Here is a 13,457-nt window from a genome sequence, read left to right on the forward strand (position 1 = left end):
CCCATGAGCCTGATGCACACCACCGCACTCGCACAATTTCTCGGCACGCTGCCCAGCGCCCCGACGCCGGACCGCCACTTGTGGCGCGACGCCGCCGGCCGCGTGCAGGGCCAGTTCTTCCACTGCGCGCTGACCAGCCTGTTTGAACCGGTCTGGCAGCTGGCCGCTGATGGCACGCTGGCGCTTGCCGGCCACGAAGCGCTGATGCGCACTTGGACGCGCGACGGCGATCTGGGCCTGAACCCGTGGAAGGTGTTCTCGCTGGCGTCGGATGACGGCACGCTGGTCGAGCTGGACCGCCTGTGCCGGCTGGTGCATACGCTCAACTATTTTTCGCGCACCGACGCGCGGCGGCTGGTCGTCAATGTGCATGGCCGGTTGCTGGCGGCGGTGGCGGCCGACCACGGCAAGGCGTTCCACCGTGCGGTGACGGCGCTGGGGCTGCATCCCGAGCAGTTCGTCATCCAGGTGCCGTCCACGGCCAATGACGATCTGGGGCTGCTGCTGTTCGTGGTGGACAACTACCGGCGCAACGGTTTTGCCGTGGCCGTGCAGGCATCGGACCCGGCGGAAGCGGGCGCGCTGCTCGTGCACGCCAGGCCGGCTTATCTGAAGCTCGACGCACGGCGCGATTGGCGCACGCGCAACGTGGTGTCGCTGGCCGATTCGGCGCGTGAGCTGGGCGTGACGCTGGCGTTGCGGCGTTGCGAACACCCGAGCGATCTGGAACTGGCCCGCGCTGCAGGTATCACGTATGTGCAGGGCAGCATCCTGCCCGGCGCGGAACCCGAGCCGGAGGCTGCACCCGCGCCCATGGTGGTACCGATGGCGCAGGCGCCGCTGGTGCAACAGCAGCAAAGCGCGGCCGGCCTTTCTCTGACGCAATGAGTACGACATGGCACGCAGCGCACCCGCAACCGCATCGGACGCACCCGCCTGGCAGTGGCCGGCAGACGCCGTCATCCTGACCGTTCCTGGCTTGCATGGCAGCGGCCCCGGCCACTGGCAGACGCGCTGGGAGCAGCGCTTCCCGGCGTGGCGTCGCGTGGAACAGAACGACTGGTCAACGCCTGACCTGCCGCGCTGGTCCGCCCGTGTGGGCGAAGCGGTGGATGCGGCAGTCGCCGAGCGTCCGCCGACGCGCAGCCGGCGCCCGGTGATCCTGGTGGCGCATAGCTTTGGCTGCCTGGCGTCATTGCATTGGGCAGTGCAGACCAAGGAGGCGGTGGCGGCGGTGCTGCTCGTCGCGCCGGCGGATCCGGACAAGTTTGGCGTGTGGGATCTGCTGCCCGGCCATACGCTGCCATTCCCGGCCACGGTCGTCGCCAGCCGTAACGATCCGTGGATGCCGCAAGGTAGTGCCATCGACTGGGCCGCGCGGTGGGGCACGGAATTCGTCGACGCCGGCGAGGCCGGCCATATCAACGCCGATTCCAACCTCGGTGAATGGGACGCCGGCCTGGACTTGCTCGACCGCCTGATCGGCCGCGCAGGTGCCGAAGACACCACCCGCGATGGCGCCGACTGGCAAGCGCAGTGGGATGTCTTACCCAGCACGCCTTATATCTAAAACGATGATGCACATGCGCAAATATTCGTTTTCGTCATAAGAGCGGTCCGCCACAATCGGTTCATCTGCATATCGGCCGCAGTGTTTTGCCCTGCGGCCATTTTTATCGGTGCGCTGATGAGCCTGTCTTCTGCGTTTTCTTTGTCCAGGCGGCCTAAGCCCGCCAACGTGCTGCCCGGTTTCGGGCCGGTGCTGGGCTTCTCGCTTCTGTACCTCGCGCTGATCGTCCTGATCCCGCTGTCGGCAACGGTCCTCAAGACGTTCACCATGACGTGGGATGCGTTCTGGACGACCGTCACCGCGCCGCGTGTGGTGGCGTCGTACAAGCTGACGTTCGGTGCCTCATTGATTGCCGCGGTGATCAACCTCGTGTTCGGGCTGATCGTGGCGTGGGTGCTGGTGCGCTATCGCTTTCCGGGCAAGCGGTTGATCGATGCGCTGGTGGATCTGCCATTTGCGCTGCCGACTGCGGTGGCCGGCATTGCGCTCACCGCGTTGTACGCGCCGAATGGCTGGATCGGCTCGCGGCTGGAACCGCTGGGGCTGAAGGTCGCGTTCACGCCGCTGGGTATCGTGGTGGCGCTGACGTTTATCGGCCTGCCGTTTGTCGTGCGCACCGTGCAGCCGGTGCTCGAAGACCTGGAGGCCGAACTGGAAGAAGCGGCAGCCAGCCTGGGCGCCACGCGGTGGCAGACCTTCGCTCGCGTGATTCTGCCGACCTTGCTGCCCGCATTGCTGACCGGTTTTGCGCTGGCGTTTGCGCGTGCCACCGGCGAGTACGGCTCGGTCATCTTCATCGCCGGCAACATGCCGATGGTTTCCGAGATCACGCCGCTGATGATCTATTCCAAGCTGGAGCAATTCGATTACGCGGGCGCCACTGCCATTGCCGTCGTCATGCTCGGCATCTCGTTCACGCTGCTGCTGGTGATCAATCTGCTGCAAGCCTGGACGCGCCGCCGTGGCAATCGCAATGACGCCATCGAGCGTGCCCCAGAACCCCCGACCGCCCATGCGGCAGCAGGAGCCTGACATGGCCGGTACTGTCTCCCGTCAACTCGGTCAGGCGCCCGCTGTGGGCCGCCGTGGCGCCACCGCAGAATCTGCCTGGGTGCGCGCAGCGCTGATCCTCGTTTCGTTCGTGTTCCTGGCGCTGTTCCTGTTCGTGCCGCTGGCCAGCGTGTTTGTCGAGGCGTTCAAGAAGGGCGTCGCTGTCTATCTCGAAGCGTTGATTGAGCCAGACGCGCTGTCGGCGATCTATCTCACGCTGACGGTCGCGGTGATTGCCGTGCCGCTGAACGTGGTGTTTGGCGTGGCGGCGGCATTGGCAATCGCCAAGTTCGAGTTTCGCGGCAAGAACCTGCTGCTGACGTTGATCGACTTGCCGTTTTCGGTATCGCCCGTCATTGCCGGCCTGATCTACGTGCTGCTGTTCGGCGCGCAGGGGTGGTTTGGGCCTTACCTGTCCGATCACGATTTCAAGGTCATTTTTGCGGTGCCCGGCATTGTGCTGGCGACTGTGTTTGTCACGTTTCCGTTTGTGGCCCGCGAGCTGATTCCGCTCATGCAGGCGCAGGGCAGCGAAGAGGAAGAGGCCGCCATCGTGCTCGGCGCATCGGGCTGGCAGATGTTCTTTCGCGTGACGCTGCCGAACATCAAGTGGGGCCTGTTGTATGGCGTGATCCTCTGCAACGCGCGGGCGATGGGCGAGTTTGGCGCGGTGTCGGTGGTGTCGGGCCACATTCGCGGCCTGACCAACACGATGCCGCTGCACGTGGAAATTCTCTACAACGAATACAACTTTGCGGCCGCGTTTGCCGTGGCGTCGCTGCTGACGTTGTTGGCGCTTGTCACGCTGGCGCTGAAGACGCTGGTCGAATGGCGCAGCCGCCGCGAGCTGGCTGATGCAGATGCCGGCGTGGGCGAAGGCCCGGGCGGGCGCGTCGCACCGTTATCGTCACCATCGATTTCGCATTCGCACGTCTCCGTGCAATCTCCGCTGGAAGGGAGCGCAGCATGAGCATCCAGGTTCAACACATCACCAAGCGCTTTGGCAACTTCGTGGTCCTCAACGATGTTTCGCTCGACTTCAAGCAGGGCGAACTGACTGCGCTGCTGGGCCCGTCGGGCTGCGGCAAGACCACGCTGCTGCGCATCATCGCGGGGCTGGAGCATGCCGATTCGGGCAGCATCCACCTGAACGGCGAAGACGCATCGGACCAGCATGTGCGCGAGCGCCAGGTCGGCTTCGTATTCCAGCATTACGCGCTGTTCAAGCACATGACGGTGTTCGAGAACGTGGCCTTTGGCCTGCGTGTGAAACCGCGCGCGCAGCGGCCGGGCGAAGCGCAGATCCGCGCGAAGGTGGAGGAACTGCTGGAACTCGTGCAGCTGGATTGGCTGGCCGATCGTTACCCGCCGCAGTTGTCTGGCGGACAGCGCCAGCGGATTGCCCTGGCACGCGCGCTGGCGGTGGAGCCGCGCGTGCTGCTGCTCGACGAGCCTTTCGGCGCGCTCGACGCCAAGGTGCGCAAGGAACTGCGCCGCTGGCTGCGCCGCCTGCACGACGATCTGCATGTCACGAGCCTGTTCGTGACGCACGACCAGGAAGAGGCGCTGGAAGTGGCCGACAACGTGGTGCTGATGAACCGCGGCCAGGTGGAGCAAGTCGGCAGCCCCGATGCGGTCTACAACACGCCGGCCACGCCGTTTGTCTACGGCTTCCTCGGCAACGTGAACCTGTTCCACGGCCGCCTGGAAGAAGGCGAGGGCGGCAGCGTGCTGCACGTGGGTGATTCGGCCATCGCCGTGCCGTCGGGCGGCGTGGATTCGTCGCGCGCCGATCAGGCCGTGGCCTTCGTGCGCCCGCACGAGATCGATCTGGAGCGCTATGCGCCGGGCGCCGAGGGCATTCCCGTGACGCTGCGCCGTGCGCTCACGCTGGGCGCCATCGCGCAGCTGGAGCTGGAGCGCGAAGACACCGACGACATCATCGAAGTCTCCCTGCCCATCGAGCGCTTCCGCATCGAGGGCTTCCGTGAAGGCGAAACGCTGGTGGTGCGCCCGCGCGCGATCCGTGTGTTCGCGCAAGGCAATGCACGGCCCGTCGCGCAGGCCGCCGTGTAACACGACGCTCCGACGACAACCCATACGAGAGGACACGAGCCATGAACTTCCAGCAACTGCGTTCCATCCGCGAGGCGGTGCGCCGCCAGTTCAACCTGACCGAAGTCGCCAATGCGCTGTACACGTCGCAGCCCGGCGTGTCGCGGCAGATTCGCGAGCTGGAGGATGAGCTTGGCGTGGAGATTTTCGAGCGCTACGGCAAGCGGCTGACGGGCCTGACCGAGCCGGGCCGCGAGATCGTCCGCATTGTCGAGCGCCTGCTGCTCGAAGCCGAAAACCTGCGCCAGGCCGGCGAGGAATTCTCCGGCCGACAATCCGGCCGCCTGACCGTGGCGACCACGCACACGCAGGCCCGCTATGCGTTGCCGAAGGTGGTGCAGTCGTTCCGCAAGGAATACCCGCACGTCACGCTGGCGCTGCAGGAGGCATCGCCCTCGCACATCGTCGAGCTGCTGCTCACGGGGCAGGCCGATATCGGTATCGCCACGGAAGCCGTGGCCAACGAGCCGGGGCTGACGTCGTTCGAGGCGTACCGCTGGCGTCACGTGCTGGTGGTCAGCCCGGACCATCCGCTGACCAAGAACCCGCTCCCGACGCTGGAAGACGTGGCGCAATACCCCCTCATCACGTACGACGCGGGCTTCACGGGCCGCCGCAACATCGACGCGGCATTTGCCGGTGCCGGCCTGCACCCCGAAATCGTGCTGACCGCCATGGACGCCGACGTGATCAAGACCTACGTGGCGCTGGATGTGGGCGTGGGCATCATCGCGTCGATGGCGTATGACGGGCGCAAGGACGACAACCTCGTCTGCATTGGGGCAGATCACCTGTTCGAGCCGAATACCACGCGCGTGGCGGTGCGCCGGGGCGCGTACCTGCGCGGCTATGCGCACGACTTCATCGGGATGTTCGCGCCGCATCTGTCGCGCGAGACGGTGGCGGAGGCAGTGGCGTCCACGGTGGTGTCGGCGCGAGAGGCGCTGGCGGCGTAGCTGCCGCATCGACGGACCCGGTTGCCAGCCGTTCATCCATCCAATTGCGCCATTCGTCGCACGCCCGTGGCGTCTGCCCGGGCGTCGTTCCTATACTGCGGACAGCTTCGGTTCCACGCCGGCCGGCCCGCGTTGATGCGGGAAACCCCACGCTTCAACGCTGGAGCACCCTCCGGTAAGATCGCCCGCATGTTCGCCAATGTGTCGTTCCCTTCGCTTGCAGACTGCCTGCGCCTGGCCCAGCGCTGGGCGATCCGCTACACGGTCATCATCGGCATCAATACGCTGATTGCGGCCGTGCTTGCGTTCGGCATCCGGCCAGAAGAGACCTTCTGGAAGGATTTCGTGTTCAGCCAGTCGATCGGTTTATCGATGTACTCACTGATTGGCATACCGCGCCATGTGCTCTGGGGCGACGGGCCGCCAAGCAAGAAGGTGTTTCCGTGGGTCATCGTGAGCGCGGTGCTGATCGGCGTGCCGCTCGGGCAGTGGATCGCGCGCGCGATCCTGTGCCAGAACAACCCGAACCCGGAACCCTGGCACGCCGACAGCCTGCGCACGAGTTTCATCATCGCCATGCTCGCGGCACTGGGCGCGACGTACTACTACTGGTCGCGCGGCAAGCTGGCGGCGCTGCAGCGCCAGGCTGCACTCGATGCGCTGGAGCGTGAAGAGACCGAGAAGCAGGTCGTGCGTGCGCAACTCATGGCGCTGCAGGCACAGATCGAGCCGCATTTTCTCTTCAACGTGCTGGCCCACGTTGACGTGATGATTGCCCGTGACCCCGCCGGCGCACGGCGCCTGCTGCAGCATTTGATCGGCTTTCTGCGCACGTCGCTCTCGCATGCCCGTGCCGAGCAGTGCACGCTGGCGCAGGAGTTTGCGCTGCTGCACGCGTACCTCGACATCCAGGCGCTACGCTTTGGTGGCCGGCTGCGGTTCTCGCTGGCCCTGGACGATGCCATCGCCAACATCGTCATCCCGCCGATGCTGATCCAGCCGCTGGTGGAAAACGCCGTGGTGCACGGCATCGAGCCCGCGCGCGAGGGTGGCGAGATCGCACTGTCGGCCCGACGCGAAGGCGAGCGCCTCGTGCTGGAAGTGCGCGATACCGGCGTCGGCTTCGGCAACGATGGCGGCAAGGGCTCGGGCCTCGGGCTCACCCACGTGCGTGAACGCCTGTCGCGGCTGTTTGATGGCGCCGCGCGTCTGACGATTACCGAGACCATGCCGCACGGCGTGACGATCGCCATCGAGCTGCCGTTGGCGCACGTGACGATGCCTGCGCCCTCGCAAGCCGACGCTCCCGAATGGCGTTGCCGCTTCTCCCGCCCGACCGCCGCGCTGGCTTCGCGCGTATCCGCCGGAACCTGACCGATGCCCGCATCCCCTCGCTTGCTGATTGCCGACGACGAACCGGCGCTGGCCGACAACCTCGTCGCCGAGCTGGCGGCATTGTGGCCCGACGCCACGCTGCTGCCTGCCGTGCACGACGGGCAGGCTGCGCTCGACTTCATTGACGACGCGGCCGAGGGGCAGGGGCCCCACGTGGTCTTCCTCGACATCCGCATGCCCGGCCTCTCGGGCATCGACGTGGCGCGTGAATTGTCGGACCGCGAAGATCGCCCGCTGGTGGTGTTCGTGACCGCCTATGACCAGTTCGCGCTCGACGCTTTCGAGCAGGCTGCGGTGGATTACGTCCTCAAGCCCGTGCAGACCGAGCGGCTGGCCGACACCGTCAAACGCCTGAAGGCGCGCATCGGGTCGCAGCCGAACGGTGCGGCTGCTGCCGACCCGACGCAGACGCTGGCAGAGCTGGTTGAACGCCTGGCGGGCCTGCAGGGCGCCGCGCAGACGCGCCTCGCGCCGCAAGGTGGGTATCTGCGCTTCATCAAGGCGCTGGTCGGACAGGAAGTGCGCTTCATTCCCGTAGATGACGTGCTGTATCTGGAAGCGACGGACAAGTACGTCAACGTGGTGGCAGGCAGTGGCGAATCGCTCATCCGCACGAGCCTGCGCGAGTTGCTCTTGCAGCTCGACCCGCAGCATTTCTGGCAGGTGCATCGCGGTACGGTGGTGAACGTGGCCCACGTGTCGAGCGCCGTGCAGCTGTCGCTGGGTCGACTGGGCCTGAAGATGCGCGGCCGCACCGAGACGTTGCCCGTGGCTCGCCAATACGCCCACCTGTTCCGGCAGATGTAGACCGATTCGGGCGTGTGCGCCCGCGATGGCTTCCGCTATGATCCGTTGTGTCGTCAACGAGTCGAGAGCGAGACCCGCCGCCATGGAGACAGCAGCACGCAACGCCATCCCTGCCAACGAGCCGCGTCACGGGGGGCAGATCCTTGTCGATGCGCTGGTCGCTCACGGCGTCGATATGGCCTTTGGCGTACCGGGCGAGAGCTTCCTGTCGGTGCTCGAAGGCTTCTACCAGCGCCGCGATCGTGCGCGCTTCATCGTCTGCCGGCAGGAAGGCGGCGCCGCCAACATGGCCGATGCCTACGGCAAGCTCACGGGCCGTCCTGGCATCGTCTTCTGCACCCGCGGCCCGGGCGCCACCAACGCCAGCATTGGCGTGCATACCGCGTTCCAGGATTCCACGCCGATGATCCTGTTCATCGGACAGGTGGGCCGTGACTTCGTCGACCGCGAAGCCTTCCAGGAGATCGACTACCGCCGCATGTTCGGCCAGATGGCCAAGTGGGTCGCGCAGATCGACAGCGTCGAGCGCATTCCCGAATACATCGCGCGCGCCTTCCAGACTGCCACGGCGGGCCGCCCGGGCCCAGTGGTGCTGGCCCTGCCGGAAGACATGCTGACCGAGGTGGCCAGCGTGGCCGACGTGCCGCCCATGCCGCGCGCGATGGCCTGGCCGGGCCCGCACGACCTGGCCCGACTGAAGACGCTGTTGCAGAACGCCGAGCGCCCGATGCTGCTGCTGGGCGGCTCCGGCTGGACGCCGCAAGCTGCCGCCCGCATGCAAGCCTTTGTTGAGCGCTGGAATCTGCCGGCGGGCTGCGTCTTCCGCCGGCAGGACCTGTTCGACAACCGCCACCCGAACTACGCTGGCGACGTCGGCATTGCCATCAACCCGAAGCTGGCCGCACGGATGAAAGACGCCGACGTGGTGCTCGCCATCGGCCCGCGCCTGGGCGAGATGACCACTTCCGGCTACACGCTCTTCGATGTGCCGCGCCCGAAGCAGACGCTCATTCACGTGCATGCGGGCGCGGAAGAGCTGGGGCGTGTCTACCAGGCCGATCTGATGATTCATGCATCGATGCCCGCGATTGCGGAAGCGCTGGATGGTGTATCGCCCGACTCGCCCGAGACCCCGCCGCGTTGGTCCGCCTGGACAGAAGCGGCCAACGCCGATTACCTCGCCAACATCGTGCCGCCCCCGTTTGGCGGCAAGGGCATCGACATGGCCCGTGCGATGCGGTGGCTGCGCGAGCGCCTGCCGAGCAACAGCATCCTGACCAATGGCGCGGGCAATTACGCCACGTGGCTGCATCGCTTCTACCAATATGGCTCGCTGGCCGCGGGCTCGCGCACGCAGCTGGCACCGACCAGCGGGGCGATGGGTTACGGCGCACCCGCTGCGGTGGCCGCCAAGATCATCTGTCCCGACACCCCCGTCATCTGCATGGCCGGCGACGGTTGCTTCCTGATGAACGGCCAGGAGCTGGCGACCGCCATGCAATACAACGCGCCGGTCATCTTTATCGTGGTCAACAACGGCATGTACGGCACCATCCGCATGCACCAGGAGCGCGAGTACCCCGAGCACGTGAGCGGCACGGAGCTGCGCAACCCCGACTTTGCCGCGCTGGCCAGAGCCTACGGCGCCGAAGGGCACACGGTGCGTTCGCTCGAAGGGTTCCAGTCGGCGGTGGAGACCGCGCTGGCTGCGCCCGTGGCGAGCGTGATCGAGGTGCAGACCGATCCGAACATCATCAGCCCGCGCGCAACCATCGATTCACTGCGCGCGCAATCGCGCAGTTAAGCCCGCTTTCTCCAACAGCCTTCCGACCATTGCCATGACGATGATTCCCGTAACCGACCTGTGCGATATGCACGAAGACAAGCTGGTGTACGGCAGCCTGCGCGTGCTCACGCCGGTGTTCCGCAGCTTCGGCAAGCGCGCCGCGTTTGCTGGCCCGGCCTCCACGCTCAAGGTCTTTGAAGACAACGGCCTGGTGCGCGCCGCACTGGAAGAGCAGGGCGCCGGCCGCGTGCTCGTGATCGACGGCGGCGGCTCGCTGCGCTGCGCGCTGGTGGGCGGCAATCTGGGCAAGCTGGCCGAGGAGAACGGCTGGGAAGGGATTCTGATCAACGGCTGCGTGCGCGACACGCGCGAGCTGGTCGAGTGCAATGTCGGCATCCACGCCCTCGCGGTGCATCCGCGCAAGAGCATCAAAAAGAACGCCGGTCAGCGCGAGGTCGGTGTGCAGATGCCGGGCGCGTACATCCAGTCGGGCGAATGGGTCTATGCCGACGAAGACGGCGTGCTGGTCTCGCAGGACAAACTCGTATGAGCCGCGCCGACGCCATCCACGTGTTCGTCTACGGTACGCTCCGGGCGGGCGAGGCCAATGACTTGCGGGTGGCCGCCGCGGCCCGTGGCATTGCGGAGCCAGAGCTCCTGGGGTCGGCCATGCTGCACGGGCGCCTGTACGACTTTGGCGCGTACCCCGGCCTCGTGCTCGACCCCACCGGCACAGCTGTGCGCGGTGACGTGTATCGCATCGATGCCGCGCTTGTTCCCGTGCTCGACGAAATCGAAGAGGTGTACCCGGGTGGCGACGCGCTGTTCCTGCGCGAGAACCATCCGGTTACGCTGGGCGGCGAACCCGTGGAATGTATCGTCTACCCCGTCAGCCCGAAGCACATCGCGGGGCGGCCCGTTATCACGGGTGGCGACTGGGTGGCGCATCGCCTGGCGCGCTAGGCTCACAAAATTCAGAAAAAGTGCCTCGCATCGCGCGGCTATGATTTCGGCGCTGTTTGCTCGAACAGCCGGGTTTGGCAGCCCATGTGCTTTTCCATCGTCTGCTAACGCCGTCGTCAGGCCCGCCACCCTCGTTTAGCGGCGAACGGCTGGCCTCCTCGTCCAGGAGACTTCACGTCTATCGCGTCAAGCAGGTATCGCCCCGCTTCGTATCCCTCTCCACCGCCCTGCATCTCCCTGTGCCAGCCGCGCGGGGGTGTGCGATGAATGTCCTGCGTCAATACCAATCGGGGGCGCTCGCCGCCAAGGAGTTTCTCCGCTGGACACACATCGACACGCGCGCGCCAGCCGTTCATGGCCGTGCGGTTGCGCTCCAAGACCGATGGAATGTCCCGCACGCTCCCGCGTGAGTTCCGGGCTGGTTTCATCGACGCGCTCTATAGGTTCGTGACGGCGGCGCTGGGCGGCAAGGCGCCGGACCCGCTGCAGTGGGACGTTCTGTCGGACGTGGCGCGGCAGTCCTGAGTGCATCCGCGCCTCCCCATTTCAGCTTGGACGCCGCACCCGCGGCGTTTTTTATGCCCGCCAGCACGCGCCGGTGATCGGGTAGTTCATTTTCACGATGCGGAAAGACTTTTTGTTTCGCAAAAACGTGTATCGCATGGCACCATCCGCCATCTTTCATGATGGGGGAGGTGTTCTCGCATCGTGGAATAATGCTTGTAAGTATATGAAAAATAACGAATAAAAACTTCTTCTTGTGATGATCTTTCGCTTGTTGCGCTGCACCTCGCCTTCCTACACTCTTATATAAGACATATGACTAGGGCCGCCCAACGGCACCCCAGAAGGCGTGAGCGGCTCGAGGCGATGCGTGAGTGACCCGGTTTCTATTTGAGTGATGCGATCGAACAGGAGATTCAAATGACGCGCGAACAGCAAGTGGCAGCACTGCAGAAGGATTGGGAGACCAACCCGCGTTGGAAGGGCATCAAGCGTGGTTACACCGCCGAAGACGTGGTGCGCCTGCGCGGTTCTCTGCAGATCGAGCATACGCTGGCCAAGCGTGGCGCAGAGAAGCTCTGGAACCTGATCAACAACGAGCCGTTCGTCAACGCGCTGGGCGCACTGACGGGTAACCAGGCCATGCAGCAGGTCAAGGCAGGCCTGAAGGCGATCTACCTGTCGGGCTGGCAGGTGGCTGGCGACGCCAACAGCAACGGCGAAATGTATCCGGACCAGTCGCTGTACTCGGTGGACTCGGTGCCCAAGGTCGTCAAGAAGATCAACAACACGTTTCAGCGTGCCGACCAGATCCAATGGTCGGAAGGCAAGGACGACATCGATTTCTTCGCCCCGATCGTCGCGGACGCTGAAGCCGGTTTCGGCGGCGTGCTGAACGCGTTCGAGTTGATGAAGGCCATGATCGAAGCGGGCGCTGCCGGCGTCCACTTTGAAGACCAGCTGGCTGCCGTGAAGAAGTGCGGCCACATGGGCGGCAAGGTATTGGTGCCCACCCGTGAAGCCGTGAGCAAGCTGGTGGCTGCCCGCCTGGCCGCCGACGTGATGGGCGTGCCCACCGTGCTGATCGCCCGTACCGATGCCGAAGCCGCTGACCTGCTGACCGCCGACGTGGATGAAAACGACACGCCGTTCTGCACCGGCGAGCGCACCGTGGAAGGGTTCTACCGCACCAAGCCGGGCCTGGCGCAAGCCATCTCGCGCGGCCTGGCCTATGCGGAGTACGCCGATCTGGTGTGGTGCGAAACCGGCAAGCCGGACCTGGAATACGCCAAGAAGTTTGCCGAAGCCATCCACGCCAAGTTCCCGGGCAAGATGCTGGCCTACAACTGCTCGCCGTCGTTCAACTGGAAGAAGAACCTGGATGACGCCACGATCGCCAAGTTCCAGAAGGAACTCGGTGCGATGGGCTACAAGTTCCAGTTCATCACGCTGGCTGGCTTCCACGCCCTGAACTACTCGATGTTCAACCTGGCCTACGGCTATGCCCGCAGCCAGATGAGCGCCTTCGTCGAGCTGCAGGAAGCCGAATTCAAGGCAGCCGAGCGGGGCTTCACCGCCGTCAAGCACCAGCGCGAAGTCGGCACGGGCTACTTCGATGCCGTGACGCAGACCATCGAGCGCGAAGCCTCGACCACCGCGCTGAAGGGCTCCACGGAAGACGAACAATTCTTCGAAGAAAAGGCGCAAGCCAAAAAGGTAGCCTGACGCATCCAGGTCACCTGGGCCGGTGTGCTGACCACGCTCCGGTCTCTCGAACCGCGCCCCGTGAGTGGCGCGGTTTTTTTCTGCGCGCATGCAGTGCAGCGTGCGCACTGCATGCGGCCTGCAACCGGGTGACGTTCAGCGATAGACGATCACCGGAATCTCTGTGTGGGTCAGGACTTTCTGCGTCTCGCTGCCGAGCAGCAGGCCGGCCAGCCCGCGCCGTCCGTGCGACGCCATGAAGATGACATCGCAGCCGTGGCGCTCGGCCGCGTCGATGATGCCCATGTAAGGCACGGCAAAGCAGGTCATATCGGTGTCGCACGGGATGCCGGCGGCACGCGCGGCATCTTCCACGTCCTTGAGCACTGCACGCGCCTGCGCTTCGACACGCTCCTTGAAGGCCTGCGGGGTCTCCACGACGATCTCGGAGAAGGGCGTGTACGGATATTCCTCCAGGCAGGTGTAGGCCGTCAGGCGTGCGCCCAGCGTCTTGGCAAAGTCGAGTGCGCCGGCCACTGCCTTGCGCGACAATTCGGAACCATCGGTCGGGATGAGAATGTGCTGGAACATGCGGCCTCCTGAGGTG

Annotated in this window: 14 protein-coding genes; 13 read left to right on the forward strand and 1 reads right to left on the reverse strand. The window is 65.3% G+C overall.

Annotated elements, in window-relative coordinates; genetic code table 11:
* The first annotated feature begins 3 nt into the window (after positions 1-3).
* From R2N03_RS05505 to aceA, 13 genes are all read left to right on the forward strand, one after another.
* A complete protein-coding gene (locus tag R2N03_RS05505; protein WP_316655983.1) occupies positions 4-888 on the forward strand; it encodes an EAL domain-containing protein in 885 nt (294 codons plus the stop codon).
* A gap of 7 nt (positions 889-895) precedes the next feature.
* Positions 896-1,570 (forward strand): RBBP9/YdeN family alpha/beta hydrolase, encoded by a 675-nt coding sequence (locus tag R2N03_RS05510; RefSeq protein WP_316655985.1) that lies wholly within the window; start codon positions 896-898, stop codon positions 1,568-1,570.
* 117 nt (positions 1,571-1,687) lie between these two features.
* On the forward strand, positions 1,688-2,602 hold the full coding sequence (gene cysT / locus R2N03_RS05515) for a sulfate ABC transporter permease subunit CysT (protein ID WP_316655989.1): 915 nt from the start codon (positions 1,688-1,690) through the stop codon (positions 2,600-2,602).
* 1 nt (position 2,603) lies between these two features.
* A complete protein-coding gene (gene cysW / locus R2N03_RS05520; protein WP_316655991.1) occupies positions 2,604-3,590 on the forward strand; it encodes a sulfate ABC transporter permease subunit CysW in 987 nt (328 codons plus the stop codon).
* The gene (locus R2N03_RS05525; RefSeq protein WP_316655993.1) at positions 3,587-4,696 is read left to right on the forward strand and encodes a sulfate/molybdate ABC transporter ATP-binding protein; all 1,110 of its coding nucleotides are present in this window, start codon (positions 3,587-3,589) and stop codon (positions 4,694-4,696) included. The genes cysW and R2N03_RS05525 overlap by 4 nt, the downstream gene beginning before the upstream one ends.
* Positions 4,697-4,737: 41 nt before the next feature.
* Positions 4,738-5,691: a CysB family HTH-type transcriptional regulator gene (locus tag R2N03_RS05530; protein WP_316655996.1), complete on the forward strand. Its 954-nt coding sequence runs from the start codon at positions 4,738-4,740 to the stop codon at positions 5,689-5,691.
* Positions 5,692-5,826: 135 nt separating this feature from the next.
* Positions 5,827-7,065 (forward strand): sensor histidine kinase, encoded by a 1,239-nt coding sequence (locus R2N03_RS05535; RefSeq protein WP_316655998.1) that lies wholly within the window; start codon positions 5,827-5,829, stop codon positions 7,063-7,065.
* Positions 7,066-7,068: 3 nt separating this feature from the next.
* Positions 7,069-7,893, forward strand: a complete 825-nt coding sequence (locus R2N03_RS05540; RefSeq protein ID WP_316656001.1) for a LytR/AlgR family response regulator transcription factor — start codon at positions 7,069-7,071, stop codon at positions 7,891-7,893.
* An 82-nt stretch (positions 7,894-7,975) separates the two neighbouring features.
* Positions 7,976-9,697, forward strand: a complete 1,722-nt coding sequence (locus R2N03_RS05545) for a thiamine pyrophosphate-binding protein (RefSeq protein ID WP_316656003.1) — start codon at positions 7,976-7,978, stop codon at positions 9,695-9,697.
* A gap of 34 nt (positions 9,698-9,731) precedes the next feature.
* Positions 9,732-10,229 carry a ribonuclease E activity regulator RraA gene (gene rraA / locus R2N03_RS05550; protein ID WP_316656005.1) on the forward strand — a complete coding sequence of 166 codons (498 nt, stop codon included), beginning with the start codon at positions 9,732-9,734 and terminating at the stop codon, positions 10,227-10,229.
* Complete coding sequence (locus R2N03_RS05555; protein ID WP_316656007.1) at positions 10,226-10,642, forward strand: gamma-glutamylcyclotransferase family protein; 417 nt, start codon at positions 10,226-10,228, stop codon at positions 10,640-10,642. Before rraA ends, R2N03_RS05555 begins: the two co-directional genes overlap by 4 nt.
* Before the next feature lie 387 nt (positions 10,643-11,029).
* Complete coding sequence (locus R2N03_RS05560; RefSeq protein WP_316656009.1) at positions 11,030-11,167, forward strand: hypothetical protein; 138 nt, start codon at positions 11,030-11,032, stop codon at positions 11,165-11,167.
* A gap of 399 nt (positions 11,168-11,566) precedes the next feature.
* Complete coding sequence (aceA, locus tag R2N03_RS05565) at positions 11,567-12,871, forward strand: isocitrate lyase (RefSeq protein ID WP_316656011.1); 1,305 nt, start codon at positions 11,567-11,569, stop codon at positions 12,869-12,871.
* Between the two features lie 135 nt (positions 12,872-13,006).
* Here the strand turns inward: aceA and R2N03_RS05570 are convergent, their stop codons facing one another.
* Positions 13,007-13,441 (reverse strand): universal stress protein, encoded by a 435-nt coding sequence (locus R2N03_RS05570; protein ID WP_316656013.1) that lies wholly within the window; start codon positions 13,439-13,441, stop codon positions 13,007-13,009.
* Between the last annotated feature and the right edge of the window lie 16 nt (positions 13,442-13,457).

Source organism: Ralstonia condita, from assembly GCF_958405655.1.
GTDB classification, from domain to species: domain Bacteria; phylum Pseudomonadota; class Gammaproteobacteria; order Burkholderiales; family Burkholderiaceae; genus Ralstonia; species Ralstonia condita.

Coding starts and splice junctions, on each gene's coding strand:
- R2N03_RS05505 (WP_316655983.1), top strand. CDS start 4: ATGAGCCTGATGCACACCACCGCACTCGCACAATTTCTCGGCACGCTG.
- R2N03_RS05510 (WP_316655985.1), top strand. CDS start 896: ATGGCACGCAGCGCACCCGCAACCGCATCGGACGCACCCGCCTGGCAG.
- cysT (WP_316655989.1), top strand. CDS start 1,688: ATGAGCCTGTCTTCTGCGTTTTCTTTGTCCAGGCGGCCTAAGCCCGCC.
- cysW (WP_316655991.1), top strand. CDS start 2,604: ATGGCCGGTACTGTCTCCCGTCAACTCGGTCAGGCGCCCGCTGTGGGC.
- R2N03_RS05525 (WP_316655993.1), top strand. CDS start 3,587: ATGAGCATCCAGGTTCAACACATCACCAAGCGCTTTGGCAACTTCGTG.
- R2N03_RS05530 (WP_316655996.1), top strand. CDS start 4,738: ATGAACTTCCAGCAACTGCGTTCCATCCGCGAGGCGGTGCGCCGCCAG.
- R2N03_RS05535 (WP_316655998.1), top strand. CDS start 5,827: ATGCGGGAAACCCCACGCTTCAACGCTGGAGCACCCTCCGGTAAGATC.
- R2N03_RS05540 (WP_316656001.1), top strand. CDS start 7,069: ATGCCCGCATCCCCTCGCTTGCTGATTGCCGACGACGAACCGGCGCTG.
- R2N03_RS05545 (WP_316656003.1), top strand. CDS start 7,976: ATGGAGACAGCAGCACGCAACGCCATCCCTGCCAACGAGCCGCGTCAC.
- rraA (WP_316656005.1), top strand. CDS start 9,732: ATGACGATGATTCCCGTAACCGACCTGTGCGATATGCACGAAGACAAG.
- R2N03_RS05555 (WP_316656007.1), top strand. CDS start 10,226: ATGAGCCGCGCCGACGCCATCCACGTGTTCGTCTACGGTACGCTCCGG.
- R2N03_RS05560 (WP_316656009.1), top strand. CDS start 11,030: ATGTCCCGCACGCTCCCGCGTGAGTTCCGGGCTGGTTTCATCGACGCG.
- aceA (WP_316656011.1), top strand. CDS start 11,567: ATGACGCGCGAACAGCAAGTGGCAGCACTGCAGAAGGATTGGGAGACC.
- R2N03_RS05570 (WP_316656013.1), bottom strand. CDS start 13,441: ATGTTCCAGCACATTCTCATCCCGACCGATGGTTCCGAATTGTCGCGC.